The organism is Streptomyces sp. NPDC101118 (genome assembly GCF_044759445.1).
GTDB lineage: Bacteria > Actinomycetota > Actinomycetes > Streptomycetales > Streptomycetaceae > Streptomyces.
Genome location: NZ_JBIVZG010000003.1, coordinates 359,536 through 378,139 on the forward strand (window position 1 = coordinate 359,536; position 18,604 = coordinate 378,139).

16 protein-coding genes are annotated in these 18,604 nt (G+C 73.0%); 11 read left to right on the forward strand and 5 right to left on the reverse strand.

Annotation, left to right across the window (positions count from 1 at the left end):
- From ACIQUQ_RS07555 to ACIQUQ_RS07570, 4 genes are all read left to right on the forward strand, one after another.
- Positions 1–720, forward strand: coding sequence for a YggS family pyridoxal phosphate-dependent enzyme (locus tag ACIQUQ_RS07555; RefSeq protein WP_403972361.1), 720 nt, complete (start codon positions 1–3; stop codon positions 718–720).
- Positions 721–860: 140 nt separating this feature from the next.
- Complete coding sequence (locus ACIQUQ_RS07560) at positions 861–1,469, forward strand: cell division protein SepF (protein WP_399939808.1); 609 nt, start codon at positions 861–863, stop codon at positions 1,467–1,469.
- 82 nt (positions 1,470–1,551) lie between these two features.
- Positions 1,552–1,848, forward strand: coding sequence for a YggT family protein (locus ACIQUQ_RS07565; RefSeq protein ID WP_399939810.1), 297 nt, complete (start codon positions 1,552–1,554; stop codon positions 1,846–1,848).
- Between the two features lie 49 nt (positions 1,849–1,897).
- Positions 1,898–3,022, forward strand: a complete 1,125-nt coding sequence (locus ACIQUQ_RS07570) for a DivIVA domain-containing protein (RefSeq protein WP_403972363.1) — start codon at positions 1,898–1,900, stop codon at positions 3,020–3,022.
- 492 nt (positions 3,023–3,514) lie between these two features.
- On the opposite strand, the gene ileS is transcribed toward ACIQUQ_RS07570, so the two are convergent.
- Together ileS and ACIQUQ_RS07580 are read right to left on the reverse strand one after the other, a co-directional pair.
- On the reverse strand, positions 3,515–6,679 hold the full coding sequence (gene ileS, locus ACIQUQ_RS07575) for an isoleucine--tRNA ligase (RefSeq protein ID WP_403972365.1): 3,165 nt from the start codon (positions 6,677–6,679) through the stop codon (positions 3,515–3,517).
- Positions 6,680–7,208: 529 nt separating this feature from the next.
- Positions 7,209–8,177: a hypothetical protein gene (locus ACIQUQ_RS07580; protein ID WP_403972367.1), complete on the reverse strand. Its 969-nt coding sequence runs from the start codon at positions 8,175–8,177 to the stop codon at positions 7,209–7,211.
- Between ACIQUQ_RS07580 and ACIQUQ_RS07585 the strand changes: the two genes are divergently transcribed.
- The 5 genes from ACIQUQ_RS07585 to ACIQUQ_RS07605 all read left to right on the forward strand — a co-directional run bounded on the left by ACIQUQ_RS07585 (position 8,167) and on the right by ACIQUQ_RS07605 (position 12,566).
- Positions 8,167–8,670, forward strand: coding sequence for a TraR/DksA family transcriptional regulator (locus ACIQUQ_RS07585; RefSeq protein ID WP_403972369.1), 504 nt, complete (start codon positions 8,167–8,169; stop codon positions 8,668–8,670). The two genes, ACIQUQ_RS07580 and ACIQUQ_RS07585, sit on opposite strands and share 11 nt — an antisense overlap.
- Positions 8,671–8,802: 132 nt before the next feature.
- Positions 8,803–9,360 (forward strand): signal peptidase II, encoded by a 558-nt coding sequence (gene lspA / locus ACIQUQ_RS07590; RefSeq protein ID WP_399939823.1) that lies wholly within the window; start codon positions 8,803–8,805, stop codon positions 9,358–9,360.
- 41 nt (positions 9,361–9,401) lie between these two features.
- Positions 9,402–10,343: an RluA family pseudouridine synthase gene (locus ACIQUQ_RS07595; RefSeq protein WP_403972372.1), complete on the forward strand. Its 942-nt coding sequence runs from the start codon at positions 9,402–9,404 to the stop codon at positions 10,341–10,343.
- Complete coding sequence (locus ACIQUQ_RS07600; RefSeq protein WP_403972374.1) at positions 10,340–10,780, forward strand: GNAT family N-acetyltransferase; 441 nt, start codon at positions 10,340–10,342, stop codon at positions 10,778–10,780. Before ACIQUQ_RS07595 ends, ACIQUQ_RS07600 begins: the two co-directional genes overlap by 4 nt.
- Positions 10,781–10,973: 193 nt before the next feature.
- The gene (locus tag ACIQUQ_RS07605) at positions 10,974–12,566 is read left to right on the forward strand and encodes a Na+/H+ antiporter (protein ID WP_403972376.1); all 1,593 of its coding nucleotides are present in this window, start codon (positions 10,974–10,976) and stop codon (positions 12,564–12,566) included.
- Here ACIQUQ_RS07605 and ACIQUQ_RS07610 read toward each other — a convergent pair.
- Complete coding sequence (locus ACIQUQ_RS07610) at positions 12,547–13,650, reverse strand: mechanosensitive ion channel family protein (RefSeq protein ID WP_403972378.1); 1,104 nt, start codon at positions 13,648–13,650, stop codon at positions 12,547–12,549. The two genes, ACIQUQ_RS07605 and ACIQUQ_RS07610, sit on opposite strands and share 20 nt — an antisense overlap.
- A gap of 49 nt (positions 13,651–13,699) precedes the next feature.
- Between ACIQUQ_RS07610 and ACIQUQ_RS07615 the strand changes: the two genes are divergently transcribed.
- Complete coding sequence (locus ACIQUQ_RS07615; RefSeq protein ID WP_403972380.1) at positions 13,700–14,269, forward strand: dienelactone hydrolase family protein; 570 nt, start codon at positions 13,700–13,702, stop codon at positions 14,267–14,269.
- Between the two features lie 131 nt (positions 14,270–14,400).
- Positions 14,401–15,741 (forward strand): lanthionine synthetase LanC family protein, encoded by a 1,341-nt coding sequence (locus ACIQUQ_RS07620; protein WP_403972382.1) that lies wholly within the window; start codon positions 14,401–14,403, stop codon positions 15,739–15,741.
- A 45-nt stretch (positions 15,742–15,786) separates the two neighbouring features.
- Here ACIQUQ_RS07620 and ACIQUQ_RS07625 read toward each other — a convergent pair whose 3' ends face one another.
- A complete protein-coding gene (locus ACIQUQ_RS07625; protein ID WP_403972384.1) occupies positions 15,787–17,550 on the reverse strand; it encodes a serine/threonine-protein kinase in 1,764 nt (587 codons plus the stop codon).
- Positions 17,551–17,576: 26 nt separating this feature from the next.
- Complete coding sequence (locus tag ACIQUQ_RS07630; protein WP_403972386.1) at positions 17,577–18,515, reverse strand: zinc metalloprotease; 939 nt, start codon at positions 18,513–18,515, stop codon at positions 17,577–17,579.
- Positions 18,516–18,604 lie beyond the last annotated feature (89 nt).

Consider the following 18,604-nt stretch of genomic DNA (forward strand, 5'->3'; position numbering starts at 1 on the left):
ATGACGGACCGTAAGGCGGAGCTCGCCGCCAACCTCGCGCGGGTGGAGGAACGCATTTCCACGGCCTGCGCGGGCGCGGGGCGCAAGAGGGAAGAGGTGACCCTCATCGTGGTCACCAAGACCTACCCCGCGAGCGACGTACGGCTGCTGGCGGAGCTCGGCGTCCGTCACGTGGCGGAGAACCGCGACCAGGACGCCGCCCCGAAGGCCGCGGCCTGTGCGGATCTGCCCCTCACGTGGCACTTCGTCGGCCAGTTGCAGACGAACAAAGTCCGTTCGGTGGCCGGTTACGCGCACGTCGTGCAGTCGGTCGACCGCCCCCGGCTCGTCACCGCCCTCTCGGCGGCGGCGGAGAAGGCCGGCCGCGAGCTCGGCTGTCTGGTGCAGGTGGCGCTCGACGCCGAGGAGGGCGGCCGCGGCGAGCGCGGGGGAGTGGCCCCCGACGGCGTGGCCGAGCTGGCGGAACTGGTCGCGGCGGCCCCCGGACTGCGGATCGGCGGACTGATGACCGTCGCTCCGCTGACCGGTCCGTACGCGGGACGCGAACGCGCCGCGTTCGAGCGGCTGGTGGAATTGTCATCCCGCCTGCGCGCCGACCATCCGGCTGCCACGATGGTCTCGGCCGGTATGAGCGGGGACCTGGAAGAGGCCGTGGCGGCGGGAGCGACACACGTACGCGTCGGCACCGCGGTACTCGGAAGCCGACCCCGGCTCGGGTAACGTCGCGAAGCAAGTCGGACCACAGCAGAAAATATGGTCATTCCCGCCGATGGGCGGACAGGCCACGTGGATCGCGGGCGGTTGGAGCCCAGCGCCATCGGTGACGAGGGCGATCCACCACAGAGCGGAGGACTCAGAGAATGGCCGGCGCGATGCGCAAGATGGCGGTCTACCTCGGCCTCGTGGAGGACGATGGGTACGACGGCCCGGGGTTCGACCCCGACGACGAGTTCGAGCCCGAGCCCGAGCCGGAGCGGGACCGTCGGCGGCACGAGCCTCCGCACCAGGCCCCGGTTCGGGACGAACCGGTACGAGCCGTACAGCCTCCGGCGCAGCGTGAGCCCGCTCCGCTGCCCGTCGAAAGCGGACGTCCGGCGCGAATCGCCCCCGTGGCATCCATCACACCCGAACGCCCGAGCCAGGAGAAGAACGCACCGGTGATCATGCCCAAGGTCGTGTCCGAGCGGGAGCCGTACCGCATCACGACGCTCCACCCCCGGACCTACAACGAGGCCCGTACCATCGGGGAACACTTCCGCGAGGGCACCCCGGTGATCATGAACCTCACGGAGATGGACGACACGGACGCGAAGCGTCTCGTGGACTTCGCCGCCGGTCTGGTGTTCGGTCTGCACGGCAGCATTGAACGCGTGACACAGAAGGTGTTTCTGCTCTCGCCTGCTAACGTCGATGTCACGGCGGAGGACAAGGCCCGCATCGCAGAGGGCGGGTTCTTCAACCAAAGCTAGACCGATTGAGTAACACGACACCGGGATACGGGGCCCGGCCGATCGGCCGGACAGTGGGAGCAAGGGGAGAGGGAAGTACGGGATGGGCGTGGCACTGCAGGTGATCTACATCGCGCTGATGTGCTTCCTCATCGTGCTGATCTTCCGGTTGGTCATGGACTACGTCTTCCAGTTCGCCCGCTCCTGGGAACCTGGCAAGGCGATGGTGGTGGTCCTGGAGGCCACCTACACTGTCACCGATCCACCGCTCAAGCTTCTGCGGCGGTTCATTCCGCCGCTGCGTCTCGGGGGCGTGGCACTCGACCTGTCCTTCTTCGTGCTGATGATCATCGTTTACATCCTGATCAGCATCGTGAGCAACGTTGCGAGAAGCGTGTGAACGATCCGGTCTTGCCGACTGCCGACGACTACGTAGAGGTGAAGAAGAGATGCCGCTGACCCCCGAGGACGTGCGGAACAAGCAGTTCACGACCGTCCGCCTCCGAGAAGGCTATGACGAGGACGAGGTCGATGCCTTCCTCGACGAGGTCGAGGCCGAACTGACGCGCCTGCTGCGCGAGAACGAGGACCTGCGCGCGAAGCTGGCCGCCGCCACGCGTGCCGCCGCGCAGAACCAGCAGCAGCAGAACATGCGCAAGCCGGAGCCCCAGGACCAGCGCGGCCCGGGCGCCCCCGTGCCCGCCGCCATATCCGGCCCGCCGGTCCAGCAGGGCCCCCCGCAGATGGGCCCGCCGCAGCTGCCGGGCGGCGCTCCGCAGCTCCCGCCGGGCCCCGGCGCGATGCAGCAGGGCCCCGGTCCGATGCAGCAGGGTCCCGGTCCGATGCAGCAGGGCCCCATGGGCGGCCCGATGCAGCCCCCGCACACCATGGGTGGCCAGAACCCGATGGGCCAGCCGATGGGCCAGCCGCCCATGGGCCAGCCGATGGGCCACCAGCCGCCGCAGCTGCCGCAGCCCGGCCAGGGCCCCGGTGGCGACAGCGCCGCCCGCGTCCTCTCCCTGGCGCAGCAGACCGCCGACCAGGCGATCGCGGAGGCCCGTTCCGAGGCCAACAAGATCGTCGGCGAGGCCCGTTCGCGCGCCGAGGGCCTGGAGCGCGACGCCCGTGCCAAGGCCGACGCCCTGGAGCGGGACGCGCAGGAGAAGCACCGCGTCGCGATGGGCTCCCTGGAGTCCGCCCGTGCCACGCTGGAGCGCAAGGTCGAGGACCTGCGGGGCTTCGAGCGCGAGTACCGCACGCGTCTGAAGTCGTACCTGGAGTCGCAGCTGCGCCAGCTGGAGACCCAGGCGGACGACTCCCTCGCCCCGCCGCGCACCCCGGCCACCGCCTCGCTGCCGCCGTCGCCGGCGCCGTCGATGGCTCCGGCCGGTGCGATGGGTCACACCATGGGTGGCGCTCCGTCGCCGATGGGTGCCCCGTCCTACGGCGGTCAGCAGCAGATGTCCCCGGCCATGACGCAGCCGATGGCGCCGGTGCGGCCGGCTGCGCCGCAGCCGATGCAGCAGGCTCCGTCTCCCATGCGGGGCTTCCTGATCGACGAGGACGACAACTGAGGACGGCACTGACGTAGCCGTCGGCGTCGGCAGTCTTTACGGGCCGGGCCCGGACCCCTTCGGGGAGTCCGGGCCCGGCCCGTTTGCGTCGGGGTTCGGTGGTGGGTGTGGGTGTGGGTGTGGGTGTGGGGGCTGGTGCGGGTGCGGGTGCGGGTGCTGGTGTGGTGCGGGTGCCGGGGGCGGGCCGCCGGCCCGTGGTGTGCGGGTCCCCTCGCCGCTTGACGCGTCGTGGCCTGCAGGCCCTACGGCAGGCCCACCCCTGGGGCTTTGGGGCTTCGCCCTGGCCTTCGGCCACCCCAGGCCCGGGCCTGCCTCCGGACCAGCCTGCCACGACGCGTCAAGCGGCTCCCCCGCACACCACGGGCCGGCTGCCGGTGGCTTCGTGAGCCGGCTGCCGGTGGCTTCGTGAGGTGGGGGTCTCCGGTTTCGGGGGAGGGGACATGGGTGTGGCCCGGACCCAGGGGGCGGGGGCCGGGCCACAGTCGGGCGGTGTTACGCCTTGCGGAGGCGGAAGGTGAGGCCGAGGGCCTCGTCCTCGAAGGCGGCGCCGTACGAGTCGTCGGCCGCGCCGGACGCGAAGTCCGTGGCCAGGACCTCGTCCGCGATCAGGGCGGCGTGGTCCGTGAGGGCCGTGGTCAGCTCGGGGTCGGACGCGGACCAGCGGAGCGCGATGCGGTCGGCCACGTCGAGGCCGGAGTTCTTCCGGGCCTCCTGGATCAGCCGGATCGCGTCACGCGCCAGACCCGCCAGCTTCAGCTCGGGCGTGATCTCCAGGTCCAGTGCCACCGTCGCACCGGAGTCCGACGCGACGGACCAGCCCTCGCGCGGGGTCTCGGTGATGATGACCTCCTCCGGGGAGAGGGTCACGGTCTCGCCGTTGACCTCGACCGTGGCCTCGCCCGAGCGCAGGGCCAGCGACAGCGCGGCGGCGTCGGCGGCCGCGACCGCCTTGGCCACGTCCTGCACGCCCTTGCCGAAGCGCTTGCCGAGGGCCCGGAAGTTCGCCTTGGCGGTGGTGTCCACCAGCGAGCCGCCCACCTCGGACAGGGAGGCCAGCGAGGAGACGTTCAGCTCCTCGGTGATCTGCGCGTGGAGCTCGGTCGAGAGGGCCTCGAAGCCGGCCGCCGCGACCAGCGCACGCGAGAGCGGCTGGCGGGTCTTGACGCCGGACTCGGCGCGGGTGGCGCGGCCCAGCTCGACGAGCCGGCGCACGAGCACCATCTGCTGGGACAGGGTGGTGTCGACGGCAGCGGCGTCCGCCTCCGGCCAGGAGGACAGGTGCACCGACTCCGGGGCGCCCGGCGTGACGGGGACGATCATGTCCTGCCACACGCGCTCGGTGATGAACGGCGTCAGCGGGGCCATCAGGCGCGTGACGGTCTCCACCACGTCGTGCAGGGTGCGCAGCGCCGCCTTGTCGCCCTGCCAGAACCGGCGCCGCGACCGGCGCACGTACCAGTTCGACAGGTCGTCGACGAAGGCGGACAGCAGCTTGCCGGCGCGCTGGGTGTCGTACGCCTCCATGGCCTCGGTGACCTGGCCGGTCAGCTGGTGCAGTTCGGAGAGCAGCCAGCGGTCGAGGACGGTGCGGTCGGCCGGGGCCGGGTCCGCGGCGGAGGGCGCCCAGTCCGACGTACGGGCGTACAGCGCCTGGAAGGCCACCGTGTTCCAGTACGTGAGGAGGGTCTTGCGGACCACTTCCTGGATGGTGCCGTGGCCGACGCGGCGGGCCGCCCAGGGGGAGCCGCCGGCCGCCATGAACCAGCGGACCGCGTCGGCGCCGTGCTGGTCCATGAGCGGGATGGGCTGGAGGATGTTGCCCAGGTGCTTGGACATCTTGCGGCCGTCCTCGGCGAGGATGTGGCCCAGGCAGACCACGTTCTCGTAGGACGACTTGTCGAAGACCAGGGTGCCGACCGCCATCAGCGTGTAGAACCAGCCGCGGGTCTGGTCGATCGCCTCCGAGATGAACTGCGCCGGGTAGCGCCTCTCGAAGATCTCCTTGTTCTTGTACGGGTAGCCCCACTGCGCGAACGGCATCGAGCCCGAGTCGTACCAGGCGTCGATGACCTCCGGCACGCGGACCGCTTCGAGGGAGCAGCCCTCGTGCGTGCAGGTGAAGGTCACGTCGTCGATGTACGGGCGGTGCGGGTCCAGCGCGGAGTGGTCCTGCCCGGACAGCTCGGACAGCTCGGCGCGCGAGCCGACGCAGGTGAGGTGGTTCTCCTCGCAGCGCCAGATCGGCAGCGGGGTGCCCCAGTAGCGGTTCCGGGAGAGCGCCCAGTCGATGTTGTTGTTCAGCCAGTCGCCGAAGCGGCCCTGCTTGACCGACTCGGGGAACCAGTTGGTCTTCTCGTTCTCCCGCAGCATCGCGTCCTTGACGGCGGTGGTGCGGATGTACCACGACGGCTGCGCGTAGTAGAGCAGCGCGGTGTGGCAGCGCCAGCAGTGCGGGTAGCTGTGCTCGTAGGCGATGTGCTTGAAGAGCAGGCCGCGGGCGTCCAGGTCGGCGGTCAGCTGCTCGTCGGCCTTCTTGAAGAAGACGCCGCCGACCAGCGGGACCTCCTCGCCGAAGGTGCCGTCGGGGCGGACCGGGTTGACCACGGGCAGGCCGTACGCGCGGCAGACCGCGAGGTCGTCGGCGCCGAAGGCCGGGGCCTGGTGGACCAGACCGGTGCCGTCCTCGGTGGTGACGTACTCGGCGTTGACCACGAAGTGGGCGGGCGCGTCGAAGGGCACCAGCTCGAAGGGGCGCTGGTAGTTCCAGCGCTCCATCTCCTTGCCGGTGAAGGTCTGGCCGGTGGCCTCCCAGCCCTCGCCGAGGGCCTTCTCCAGCAGCGGCTGGGCGACGACCAGCTGCTCCTCGCCGTTGGTGGCCACGACGTAGGTGACGTCGGGGTGGGCCGCCACGGCGGTGTTGGAGACCAGGGTCCAGGGAGTGGTGGTCCAGACGACCAGCGAGGCCTGGCCGGCGAGCGGGCCCGAGGTCAGCGGGAAGCGGACGTAGACCGAGGGGTCGACCACGGTCTCGTAGCCCTGGGCCAGCTCGTGGTCGGAGAGGCCGGTGCCGCAGCGGGGGCACCAGGGGGCCACGCGGTGGTCCTGGACCAGCAGGCCCTTGTTGAAGATCTCCTTCAGCGACCACCAGACGGACTCGACGTACTCGGGGTCCATCGTGCGGTACGCGTCGTCGAGGTCCACCCAGTAGCCCATGCGGGTGGTGAGGTCGGCGAAGGCGTCCGTGTGGCGGGTCACCGACTCGCGGCACTTGGCGTTGAACTCGGCGATGCCGTACGCCTCGATGTCCTGCTTGCCGTTGAAGCCCAGCTCCTTCTCCACGGCGAGCTCGACCGGCAGGCCGTGGCAGTCCCAGCCGGCCTTGCGGGCCACGTGGTAGCCGCGCATGGTCCGGAAGCGGGGGAACACGTCCTTGAAGACGCGGGCCTCGATGTGGTGCGCGCCGGGCATGCCGTTCGCGGTCGGCGGGCCCTCGTAGAAGACCCACTCGGGGCGGCCCTCGGACTGCTCCAGCGTCTTGGCGAAGGTCTTGTTCTCGCGCCAGAAGTCGAGGACGGCGTGCTCCAGGGCGGGCAGGTCGACCTGGGCGGGCACCGGGCGGTACTGCGACGGTGTGGGCTGCTGGCTCTGCGTACTCATCGGGTGTGCTCTTCCTCCAACGGCGGGTCCATCTCCGTCGGAGGGACGAGAGCCTCGGCTCCCGCGGTACCACCCTCCTTGACCCCCGGAGCGCCCTGGCGCGCCGGCGGCCCCCTCATTAGGGGCGCGGTCCGGTTCTACTGACCCGGGGCCCTGCGGGCGCCCTGGGCGTTCTTCCGGCGGCTCCGGGGTGATCCTTCACGTTGCGCTCGCCCCCGGGCTCACACCGTCCCCGGGTCGCTCCTGGCTGCGTACGACGCTACTCGTCCCCATCCATGCCTTCCGCTCGGCCCAGTGTAAGGGCCGGGGGGCGGGTCGGCAGACCGGTTTGTGCGGCGTCGGCGGGGCGCCCGGCTGCGCTGCTGCCGGGCGCCCCGGGGGCGGCGCCCGGGTTGACCCGAACGGCCGACGCGCCCCTGCCGCGCCCCTCGCGGTCCCGGCACCGGATTACCCGGCCCTGAGCTGGGCACAACGGATGCAGGTCGGCCTCGGAGGACGTGCGCCCCGTTGCCGCGGGGTATGAGCCGATTTATCGTCCCAGCACGATTCGCGTGCAGATCACAATATGTGAAGGGGCCGCGGCCATGGTGGCGAAGAAGACCGCCGCGAAGAAGACGGCGTCCGCTGGGAAGAAGTCCACGGCCACGAAGGCGGCACCTTCGGAGGCCGTCTCCGGGAGCGCGCACGCGGCCAAGTCCGCGGCACGGGCGCCGACGGACAGGGCCGCCGATCTGCCGGAGGTGACCGACCGGGCGGTGACGGGGGCGAGGGCGGCCAGGAAGACGCTGCCGGCCGGGGCGCCCGTGCCGAAGGCGGCACCGAAGAAGAGCATGGCCAAGGCCGTGGAGGCGGCGCACGGCAAGGCGGGCTCGTCCGGGACCGCGGTGAAGAGCACCTCGGCGAGCATCGTGCCGAAGGGCGCGTCGAAGGCGGCGCCGAGGAAGACCGCCAAGGGGGAGGCCATCCCCTCGGAGGCCGTCTCCGGGAGCGCGCACGCGGCGAAGTCCGCGGCACGGGCGCCGACGGACAGGGCCGCCGACCTGCCGGAGGTGACCGACCGGGCGGTGACGGGGGCGAAGGCGGCCAGGAAGACCCTGCCGGCCGGGGCGCCGGCACCGGTGGAGGAGCCGGCCGGGGACCGTTCGTCTGCAGGTGCGGCCGTGGGGACCACCTCCGCGAAGAAGGCGACGGCCGCCAGGACCAGGGCCGCCAAGGCCACGGGCACGAAGGCCGGGACCACCCGGACCGCGGCGGCGGACGGCTCCGCCGCGCACGGCGCCGCCACGAAGACCAGGGGCGCGAAGGGCGTGGCGGCGGACGGCACTGCCGCGAAGACCCGCGGGAAGAAGGCCGCGGCGAAGAACGGCGCGGCGAAGAACGGCGCGACCAGGGAGGCCGCCGGCGGGGCGGCCGTGAAGAAGGCCCCGGCCAGGACGGCCGCGGCCTCGGGGGCGGCACCGACCGCCGAAGAGACGGGAGCCGGGACAGTGGTTGCCAAGAAGAGCAGCGGCACGGGCAGGGCCTCGACGGCCAGGAAGACGGCCCTGGCCGCCACCAGCGGACTCCCGAAGGCCGGGGCCACCGCCGTGGCCCCCGGCGAGCTGGCGGTCCGGCCGGGCGAGGACCCGTGGACCCCCGCGGAGGTCGCCGAGGCCAGGGCCGAGCTGATGAGCGAGATCCTGCGGCTGCGCGAGGAGCTGCACCACTCCGAGGAGGCGATCACCGGCCTGATGCGCGACTCCGGCGACGGCGCGGGCGACGACCAGGCCGACACCGGTACGAAGAACATCACGCGGGAGCACGAGCTGGCCCTGGCCTCGAACGCCCGGGAGATGCTGGAGCAGACCGAGCGCGCCCTGGAGCGCCTGGACGCGGGCACGTACGGCGTGTGCGAGAACTGCGGCAACCCCATCGGCAAGGCGCGCATGCAGGCCTTCCCGCGCGCCACCCTGTGCGTGGAGTGCAAGCAGAAGCAGGAACGCCGGCACTGAGGGCGGCCCCGGCCGTGTCGTCCGGGTCACGCCGGCCCGCGGTCCCGCCACCTCGCGGCGGCCGTGACGTACCCTCGTGTTCTGATCGGGCACCTTCTGGCGGCCCCGAGGACCTGAATTCGAGGGATTCACGTGGCAGAGGCGGAGGGCGTCATCGGTACGCCGGACATCGGGGAAGCCCAGCCTGAGGCGGACCGGCCCAAGGGGCGGCGCCGGATCGCCGCGCTGCTCGTGGTCGCCCTGGTCGTGTACCTGCTCGACCTCGGCAGCAAGATGCTCGTGGTGGCGAAGCTGGAGCACCAGGCGCCGATCGAGATCATCGGCGACCTCCTGAAGTTCGAGGCGGTCCGCAACCCCGGTGCCGCCTTCGGGTTCGGCGAGGCCTTCACGATCATCTTCACGCTGATCGCGGCGACCGTGATCGTCGTCATCGTGCGGATCTCGCGCAAGCTCTACAGCCTGCCGTGGGCCATTGCGCTGGGCGGGCTCCTCGGCGGCGCGCTCGGCAACCTCACCGACCGGATCTTCCGCTCGCCGGGCGTCTTCCGCGGCGCTGTGGTGGATTTCATCGCACCGGCCCACTTCGCCGTCTTCAACCTCGCGGACTCCGCCATCGTCTGCGGCGGAATCCTGATCGTCCTGCTCTCCTTCAAGGGTCTGGACCCGGACGGAACGATCCACAAGGACTGAGCGCGTCCGGGTGTGTCGGCGGAGTCCGGCATACTCGACGGGTGAGTACGATTCCCGAGATCCGCACCCTGCCCGTCCCCGATGGCCTCGAAGGCGAGCGCGTGGACGCCGCCATCGCCCGTATGTTCGGTTTTTCCCGGACCAAGGCGGCCGAGCTGGCCGCGGCGGGGAAGGTCGCGGTCGACGGCAGCGTCGTCGGGAAGTCCGAGCGCGTGCACGGCGGTGCCTGGCTGGAGGTCGAGATGCCGGGCGCGCCCCGGCCGGTCGAGATCGTGGCCGAGCCCGTCGAGGGCATGGAGATCGTGCACGACGACGACGACATCGTCGTGATCATGAAGCCCGTGGGCGTCGCGGCCCACCCCAGCCCCGGCTGGACCGGCACCACCGTCATCGGCGGCCTCGCCGCCGCCGGCTACCGCATCTCCACCTCCGGTGCCGCCGAGCGCCAGGGCATCGTGCACCGCCTCGACGTCGGCACCTCGGGCCTGATGGTCGTCGCCAAGTCCGAGCGCGCCTACACCTCGCTGAAGAACCAGTTCCGCGAGCGGGTCGTCGACAAGCGCTACCACGCCCTGGTCCAGGGCCACCCGGATCCGATGAGCGGCACCATCGACGCCCCCATCGGCCGGCACCCCAGCGCCGACTACAAGTGGGCCGTGACCTCCGAGGGCAAGCCCTCCGTCACGCACTACGACCTCATCGAGGCCTTCCGCGCCGCCTCCCTGCTCGACATCAAGCTGGAGACCGGCCGCACGCACCAGATCCGCGTGCACATGTCCGCCCACCGGCACCCCTGCGTGGGCGACCTCACCTACGGCGCCGACCCGACGATCGCCAAGCGGCTGGGCCTGACCCGCCAGTGGCTGCACGCCATGCGCCTGGGCTTCGAGCACCCCTCCGACGGCGGCTGGGTCGAGTTCGAGAGCGCCTACCCCGCCGACCTCCAGCACGCGCTGGACGTCATCCGGGCGGAGAGCGAGTGACCTACGACGTCCGCGTCGCGACGACGGACGCCGACCGCGAGGCCTGCTTCGCGGTCCGCGCGGCCGTCTTCGTCGTCGAGCAGCGCGTGCCCCGGGAGATCGAGTACGACGCCCACGACGCGGACGCGGTGCACGTGCTGGCCACCGGCGCCGACGGCCCGCTCGGCACCGGGCGCCTGCTGACCGGCCGCGCGGAACCCGGCGTCGGCTCCCTGGGCCGGCTCGCCGTCACCCGGGCCGCCCGCGGCCTGGGCGTGGGCGCGGCACTGGTCCGTGCCATCGAGGCCGAGGCGGCCCGGCGCGGCCTCACCGCCGTCGACCTGCACGCCCAGACCCACGCCCTCGGCTTCTACGAGCGGCTGGGCTACGCGCCGTACGGGCCCGAGTTCGACGACGCGGGCATGCCCCACCGCGCCATGCGGCGGACGCTGGGCTGAGCAGGCCTCCGGCGCGCCCGCTCCGGTGCCTGCTCCGGCCGCCCGCTCCGCCGCGCCCGCTCCGGCGCGCCGAGGCCGGTCGTCCGCCCCGGGCCCCTCCCGGGCGCCGGGCCGTGCGACCCGCCGTGTGTGACGGGCGCGCTGCCCGCCGCAATGCCCCGGATCGCCCCGCCCGGCTGCGAGGCTGGGCGGTGTGGATCAGCTCGCCCTCCTCTTCGTGCTGCTGCTCGGGGCCGTCGTCACGGTGCCCCTCGGGGACCGGCTCGGGCTGCCCGCCCCGGTGCTGATGACCCTCGGCGGCATCGTGCTCGCCCTGCTGCCCTTCGTACCGGACGTCGAGGTCCCGCCCGAGTACATCCTCCCGCTGGTCCTGCCGCCCCTGCTGTACGCCTCCGTGCAGCGCACCTCCTGGCGCCAGTTCGCCGCCAACGTCCGCCCCATCCTGCTGCTCGCCGTGGCCCTGGTCTTCGTCACCACCGCCGCCGTGGGATGGGTCGCGAACGCCGTCGTGCCCGGTCTGCCGGTCGCCGCCGCGCTGGCCCTCGGTGCACTGGTCGCCCCGCCCGACCCGGTCGCCGCCACCGCCGTCGCCGGCTCCCTCGGCCTGCCCCGGCGCATGGTGTCGATCCTGGAGGGCGAGGGCCTGTTCAACGACGTCACCGCCATCGTGCTCTACCACGTGGCCATCGCGGCCGCGGTCGGCGGCGCGTTCTCCTGGTCCGGTGCCGTCGGCGAGTTCGTGCTCTCGGCAGCCGTCGCGGTCGCCGTCGGCCTGGCCCTCGGCTGGGCCGCGAACCGGCTGATGGGCCGCCTCGGCGACGCGACCCTCCAGATCGGCCTCACCCTCCTCGTCCCCTTCGTCGCCTACGTGCTGGCCGAGGAGCTCCGCGGCTCCGGCGTGCTGGCCGTGCTCACCTGCGCCCTGTTCCTGGCCGAGTACGCCACCGACGCCGACGACGTGCTGGGCCGGCTGGCCGGGCACACCTTCTGGGAGGTCGTCGACATGCTGGTCACCGGCGTCGCGTTCGGCCTCATCGGACTGGAGCTGCACCAGGTCTTCGGGGTCACCGAGGGCCGCGCCTGGGAGATGGCGGGGTGGGCGGCGGCCGTCGTCGGCACCGTGGTCCTCGTACGGCTCCTCTGGCTGCTCCCCGCGGCCTGGGCGGCCCGCCGCCTGCACCAGCGGCTGCACGGCGAGGACGACGACATCCCGGTCGACTGGCGGGAGAGCGTGGTCATGTGGTGGGCCGGGATGCGCGGGGTCGCCTCCGTGGCCCTCGCCCTCGCCATCCCGCTCAGGACCGACTCCGGCGCGCCCTTCCCGATGCGCGACGAGATCATCTACATCGCCTTCGCCGTCATCATGGTGACCCTCGTCGTCCAGGGGCTCACCCTGCCCCGGCTCGTACGGTTCCTCGGCGTCCGGGCCGACACCGACGCCGCGCGCGAGTTCGAGCGCCGCCTCGCCGTCCGCGCCGCCAAGGCCGCCAAGCGCCGGCTGCGCGAGATCGAGGACGTCGAGGAGATCCCCGAGGAACTCGTCGAGCAACTCCTGCGCCGCGCCTACGACGTGGGCGCCCGCATCAGCCCCGACATGGTGGAGGAGGAGCGCCGCGAGGCCTACGCGCAGCGCGTCGCCCGGCTCCGTACGGTCCAGCGCATCCAGCGCGAGATGATGTCCGCCGCCCGCCACGAGGTGCTCGCCGCCCGCAGCGAGCCCGGCGCCGACCCGGAGGTCGTGGACCGGGTGCTGCGGCACCTCGACGTCAGGAGCCTGCGCCCGTGACGGGGGCGCCCCCGTCACCCGTGACCGGTGTGCTGCCCGTGCCGCCGGCCGGGGGGAGCGCCGCGGGGCCGGTGCTGACCCGCGGCAGGGCGTACGGGTGCTCCGCGCACAGCCAGGCGATCAGCCGCTCCCGCACCTCGCAGCGCACCGTCCACAGGTCGTCGCCGTCCTTGGCCGTGACCACCGCCCTGACCTGCATCGTGGTGGGCGTGGAGTCCGTGACGACCAGGCTCGACGACCGGCCGTCCCAGGCCGGGCAGGCGGCCAGGATCTCCTGCAGCCGGGCCCGCATCAGGCCGACCGGCGCCGTGTGGTCCACGTGCAGGAACACCGTGCCGGTGACTTCGGCGCCGCCGCGCGACCAGTTCTCGAACGGCTTGCCGGTGAAGTACGAGACCGGCATGGTCAGCCGGCGCTCGTCCCAGGTCCGCACGACCAGGAAGGTCAGCGTGATCTCCTCGACCCTGCCCCACTCGCCGTCCACCACCACGGTGTCGCCGATCCTGACGGTGTCACCGAAGGCGATCTGCAGTCCGGCGAAAAGGTTGCCCAGCGTGGACTGCGCGGCGATGCCCGCCACGATGCCGATGATGCCGGCGGAGGCCAGCACGGAGGCGCCGACGGTCCGCATCGCCGGGAAGGTCAGCAGCATCGCGGCGACCGCCACCACCACGACCACCGCGGTCACCACCCGGTGGATGAGCGTGACCTGCGTACGGATCCGGCGCATCCGGGCGGACTCCTCCGCGCCGGCGGCGTAGCGCGCGTACGCCGAGTCCACGACGGCGGTGGCGATCCGCACCAGCAGCCAGGCCGCCGCCCCGATCAGCACCAGCGTGAGCGCGCGGGCCACGCCGACGGAATGGTCCTCCAGGAGCCCGGCCCGGCGGTGGAAGCCTCTCAGCAGGGCGGCCAGCAGGACGAGTTGGAAGGGGCGGCGGCAGCGGCGCAGCAGCCCCCACAGCGGGGTCTCGTAGTGGCGGGCGTCGGCGCGGCGCAGCAGGAGGTCCAGCAGCCACCCGGCGAGCAGGGTGAGCACGACCGAGCCGCCGATCACGGTCAACGGGCGCAGCACGTTCTCCATGTCCCGACCGTAGCCGACCGCCGCGCACCGGAGCTGGCACGATGGACACATGAACATCGTGCTCTTCCACTCGACGTACGGACTGCGGCCCGCGGTCCACGCCGCGGCCGACCGGCTGCGTGCGGCCGGCCACGAGGTCCACGTGCCCGACCTCTTCGAGGGCCGGGTCTTCGACACCGCCGAGGAGGGCATGGCGTTCCGCGACGAGACCGGCCGGGACGAGCTGCTCAAGCGGGCCGTCCTGGCGGTCGCCCCCCACTCGGACAAGGGCCTGGTGTACGCGGGCTTCTCCTTCGGCGGCTCCGTGGCCCAGCAACTGGCCCTGGCCGACGAGAAGGCGCGCGGGCTGCTGCTCCTGCACGGCACTGCGGACATCGCGGACGACGCCGCGGTGGACGACCTGCCGGTGCAGCTGCACATCGCCGACCCCGACCCGTTCGAGACGGCGGACTGGCTGAACGCCTGGTACCTGCGGATGCGGCGGGCCGGCGCGGACGTGGAGGTCCACGGCTACCCCGGCGCGGGGCACCTGTTCACCGACCCCGGGCTGCCGGACTACGACGCGGAGGCCGCGGAGCGCATGTGGGGGACGGTGCTGGCGTTCCTGGAGAGCATCTAGCCCCGGACTTCGCGGGTCGTTGATTCGTTCGGTGTGACCGGTTCGGTGGTGTCCCGGCCCTCCGCGACCGCCGGAACTGACGGAGCGGCGCACCCCACGGGCCGGTGCTCCGGCGGTTGTAGCGTGGCCCGGTGAGAAGCGACGTATACCGGGATGTGGGCGAGGCCGCGTGGTCGTGGGTGCTGGACCACGTGCGCGAGGACGAGGGCCCGTGGCTGGTGCAGGCCGTGGTGGAGGGCGGTCCTGAGGCCACGTCACCTGCCCAGGACCGCGACTCGCTGTACGCGGGGATCGCCGGCCTGGCCCCGGTGCTGGCCGAGATCGCGCAGTACCGGGAGCTGGGCGTGCGGGAAACGGCGCTGGCGACCGGCATCGTGAGCAGACTGTCGGCACAGGCCGGGCAGCGAACGGAACCCTCGCTGTACGACGGCCTCGCGGGCGACGCGACGGCGCTCAGACTGCTCGCCCCGGGCGAGGAAGCGGTGGCGCTGCGGCGGCTGGCCGCCCTGGCGACCGGCGACGGCTGGAAGACAACGCTCGACTTCGAGCCGGGCTCCGACGCGCCCCTCACCGACGTCATCATGGGCACCGCGGGCGTGGTGATGACGGCGGTCTGGGCGAAGAGCGAGTTCACAGACGCCATCGCGACGACGGGAGGCGAGGCCCTGCTGCGGGCGGCGGACCGCACGGAGGCGGGCCTCGACTGGGGCATGACGCCGGGGGCGGCGTCGAGGGCGCCGAACTACTCGCACGGAACCGCTGGGGTCGCGGCCGCCTTGGCGGTCGCGGGCGCCGCCCTGGACCGCGAGGACTTCGTCGAGGCAGCGGTCGCGGGCGCCCGGCACGTCCTCTCGGTGGGGTCCTTGAAGGATGCGGGCTTCGTCGTCCCGCACACGATCCCGCCGTCGCGCCGGGAGGTGGAACCGGTGACGTACACGTGGTGCCACGGGCCGGCGGGCACCTCGCACCTGTTCACCGCGCTGGCGCACGCAGGGGTCACCGAGGTGGCCGGCCACGACGTCGACGAACTGCGGCACCGCTGTATGACCTCGATCCTCACCTCGGGTGTGCCGGAACGCCTCCGTCCCGGCTTCTGGGACAACGACGGCCGCTGCTGCGGAACGGCGGGCGTCGGCGACGTCCTGCTGGACGCGGCCCAGGACTGCCGGGCGCCGGAGAGGAGACGGACCCTGCTGCGGGCCGCGCACAGGATGGGTGACGCGTTGGTCGACCGGGTCATCAGGGATGACGCGGGCGCCCGTTGGCGCTTTCTGGAACACCGCGAGGACCCGCCGCTGCTGCCGCCCGGCACGACGTGGATGCAGGGCGCGGCAGGCATCGCGGCCTACCTGCTGCGCCTCGCCCGGTACGGCGAGACCGGCCCCGACGCTCCGGTCGTCGACCGCCCGGACCAGTGGTGGGCCGTGCCGGCACACCTGCGCACTACACGTACGGGCGAAGTACGGGTCTAGCCGGGGTGCCGGCGGGCCGTTCCTCCCCGGCTCGCCGCCGTCGGCTCAGTCCCGACGGCAGCGGCCGCCCGGGGAACTCGCGGGCGGGATGCACTTGTAGACGGCGTCGGCCGGGTCGGCGCTGAGCCAGCGCCCGATGCAGGCGTTGGCGCTCGTACGGCCGCGCTCGGCGCAGAAGGCGAGTACGGCCCGGCCGTCCTCGAAGGGCCCCGGGGCGTAGACCACCCAGTAACCGGCGCGCAGGGAGGCGTAGTCGGCGCTGAGCAGCAGTTCGGCCTCGGGGACGGCGGCCCGGACGGCCGTCAGGCGGCGGTCGCGGGCGGCGGTGCCCGAGGAGACCGGCTCGGAGTACAGCTGGGCGATCCAGCGGCCAGCCAGGCTGCCGTCGCCGGAGCCCCCGCCGGTGCCGTCCGCGCCGCCGTCGGTGCCGGTGCCCGCGCTGCCGCCGCCGGTCCCGCCGTCGTACGAGTGGTCGCCGCCCGGGGACGTGGCGGGTTCGGTTCCGGGCTCTGTGGCCGGGCTGCTCGCGGGGGTCGTGGGCGGGGCGGTGGAGGGTCCGGTGGTGGTGGCGGGCGCGGACGTGCCCGACCGGGTGCCGCCCTTGGCGTCGCCGCCGGGGTCCCGGCCGCCGCGGTCGGCCAGCGCGTAGGCGCCGAGGCCCAGCAGCGCGAGGGCGACCACGGCTGCGGCCGCGGCCAGCGGGGTGCGCGCCCCGCTCCGGGCCGGGCGGCCGGGCTCCTCGCGCCGGGTGGTGCCGGGGTGGCCCGGACCCAGCGTCAGCTCCTGGCCGGTGTCGACGGCCGGGCCGGGGGTGCCGCCCCCGTGTCCCGGGCGGGCGGCCGGTCCGGGGCCGGGCCGGGGCGCGGGGGTCCGGGGTGCCGGTGGCGGGGGGAGGGGCGCGGCGATCCGGGGGCCGGGCAGCTCGTGTACCGGGACCGGGGTGTCGACCTGGGTCGGCGGCGGTGGTGGCGGAGCAGCGGGCGGACCGCCGGGTCCGGGTGCCGCGACCGCGGCCAGCAGCGCGTCGAGCGCCTCGGCGTCGGGCCGCGCGTCGGGGTCGCGTACGAGCACGGCCGCCAGTACGGGGGCCAGCGCGCCCGCGCGGCGCGGCGCCGGCACCGGCTCGTCCAGGACGGCGGCCAGCGTGGCCAGGGTGGTGGTGCGGCGCATGGGGCTGACGCCCTCGACGCACACGTACAGGGTGATCGCCAGCGACCAGAGGTCGCAGGCCGGCAGGTCGGCGCCCCGGATCCGCTCGGGGGCGAGGTACTCGGGGGTGCCGATGACCTCCCCGGTGACCGTCAGCGACGAGGCGTCCTGGAGGGCGGCGATGCCGAAGTCGGTGAGCACCGCGGAACCGTCCGCGCGCAGCAGGACGTTGGCGGGCTTCACGTCCCGGTGGTGGATGCCGGCCGCGTGCGCGGCGCGGAGCCCGGCCAGCACCTCGCGGCCGGTCCGCGCGGCCTCGGCCGGCGTCAGCGGCCCGCGCTCGGCCCGGCTCTGCAGGGTGTCGCCGGGCAGCAGCTCCATCACCAGCCAGGGGTGCGGTCCCCGGTCCACGATGTGATGGATCGTCACCACGTGGGGGTGGTTGATCCGGGCCAGCGCGCGGGCCTCGCGCAGCACCCGCTCACGCAGCAGCCCGGACCCCTCCTCGGGGCCCGGGCCGTGGACGGGCCGCACCTCCTTGAGGGCGACCTCGCGGTGCAGGGCACGGTCCAGCGCTCGCCAGACCGTACCCATGCCCCCGCTGCCGAGCCGCTCGAGCAGCTCGAACCGTTCGTCGATCACGTCCCCCGGCGCGCTCATGGCGCTCAGGGTAGAGCAGTGACCGGTCAGCCTGCGCGGTAAGCGCTCCAGCTGCTCTGCATGCGGCTCACCTGACCGGCGGTGAACTGGTACATGCACGCGTCGTACGTGTAGTCCATGAAGTTGTGGATCGGGTCCGCGCCGGGCTTGCTGGCGCAGGTGTCACGGCCCGTCGGGCACTGGTACGCGGCGCTCTTCTCGGCGGGGGTGTCGGAGACGTAGTCGCCGTTGCCGTTACAGCCGCCCTGGAAGGTGTGGTACAGGCCCATCCAGTGGCCGACCTCGTGGGTGGCGGTGTCACCCTCGTCGTAGTTGGTGGACGAGCCGCCCGGCAGGGAGGCGTCGAGGACGACGACACCGTCCATCTTCGGGCTGGAGGTGTACGAGCTCGGGAAGGTCGCCCAGCCGAGCAGGCCGCCGCCCAGGTTGGCCGTGTAGAAGTTCAGCGCGCCGGCGCCGCCCTTCCGCAGGGTGTTCTTCATGTCCTTCTCGGCCTGGGAGCCGGAGGTCAGGTTGTACCAGGAGGCGTTGTCGGTGTAGTCCGTGCCCGCCAGGGTGAACTGGAAGCCGGAGTCGACGTTGCCCGTGCCCTGGCCGGCGTACGCGGCGTTCAGGACGGCCATCTGGTTGTTGATCTGCGTCGACGTCAGCTTGCCGGTGGTCCCGGAGTGGATGACGTGGAAGTAGACCGGGATGCTGGCACCGGCGGCGGCCAGCTGCTGCGGGCGCGACTTCGCGATCTTGCTCAGCTTCGCCTTCAGGTCGGCGTCCATGGCCTTGGCCTGGGCGTCGGTCACCGCGTTGGGCTCGGCGGCGTGGCTGTCCTTCGGGCGCGCCACGCGGGCGTTGGCCGAAGTCGCGTCCTCCACACACTTCTCGGCGCCGGTCTTCGGGGCGGCGGCGATGACGGTGGGGGCGGAAAGCGGGGAGAGGGCCAAGGCTCCAGCGAGTACGGCGGTACCCATGATGCGTCGGCGCAGAGTGGGGGATATGCGGGCAGAAGCGCGCACGTGTGCTCCTCGCGAACAAAGTTAACGGAGGGATCTCCTCACGA

Bases quoted from the DNA above. Each gene is read 5' to 3' on its own strand.
- ACIQUQ_RS07555 (WP_403972361.1), top strand. From the start codon at position 1: ATGACGGACCGTAAGGCGGAGCTCGCCGCCAACCTCGCGCGGGTGGAG.
- ACIQUQ_RS07560 (WP_399939808.1), top strand. From the start codon at position 861: ATGGCCGGCGCGATGCGCAAGATGGCGGTCTACCTCGGCCTCGTGGAG.
- ACIQUQ_RS07565 (WP_399939810.1), top strand. From the start codon at position 1,552: ATGGGCGTGGCACTGCAGGTGATCTACATCGCGCTGATGTGCTTCCTC.
- ACIQUQ_RS07570 (WP_403972363.1), top strand. From the start codon at position 1,898: ATGCCGCTGACCCCCGAGGACGTGCGGAACAAGCAGTTCACGACCGTC.
- ileS (WP_403972365.1), bottom strand. From the start codon at position 6,679: ATGAGTACGCAGAGCCAGCAGCCCACACCGTCGCAGTACCGCCCGGTG.
- ACIQUQ_RS07610 (WP_403972378.1), bottom strand. From the start codon at position 13,650: ATGGAGAACGTGCTGCGCCCGTTGACCGTGATCGGCGGCTCGGTCGTG.
- ACIQUQ_RS07615 (WP_403972380.1), top strand. From the start codon at position 13,700: ATGAACATCGTGCTCTTCCACTCGACGTACGGACTGCGGCCCGCGGTC.
- ACIQUQ_RS07625 (WP_403972384.1), bottom strand. From the start codon at position 17,550: ATGAGCGCGCCGGGGGACGTGATCGACGAACGGTTCGAGCTGCTCGAG.
- ACIQUQ_RS07630 (WP_403972386.1), bottom strand. From the start codon at position 18,515: ATGGGTACCGCCGTACTCGCTGGAGCCTTGGCCCTCTCCCCGCTTTCC.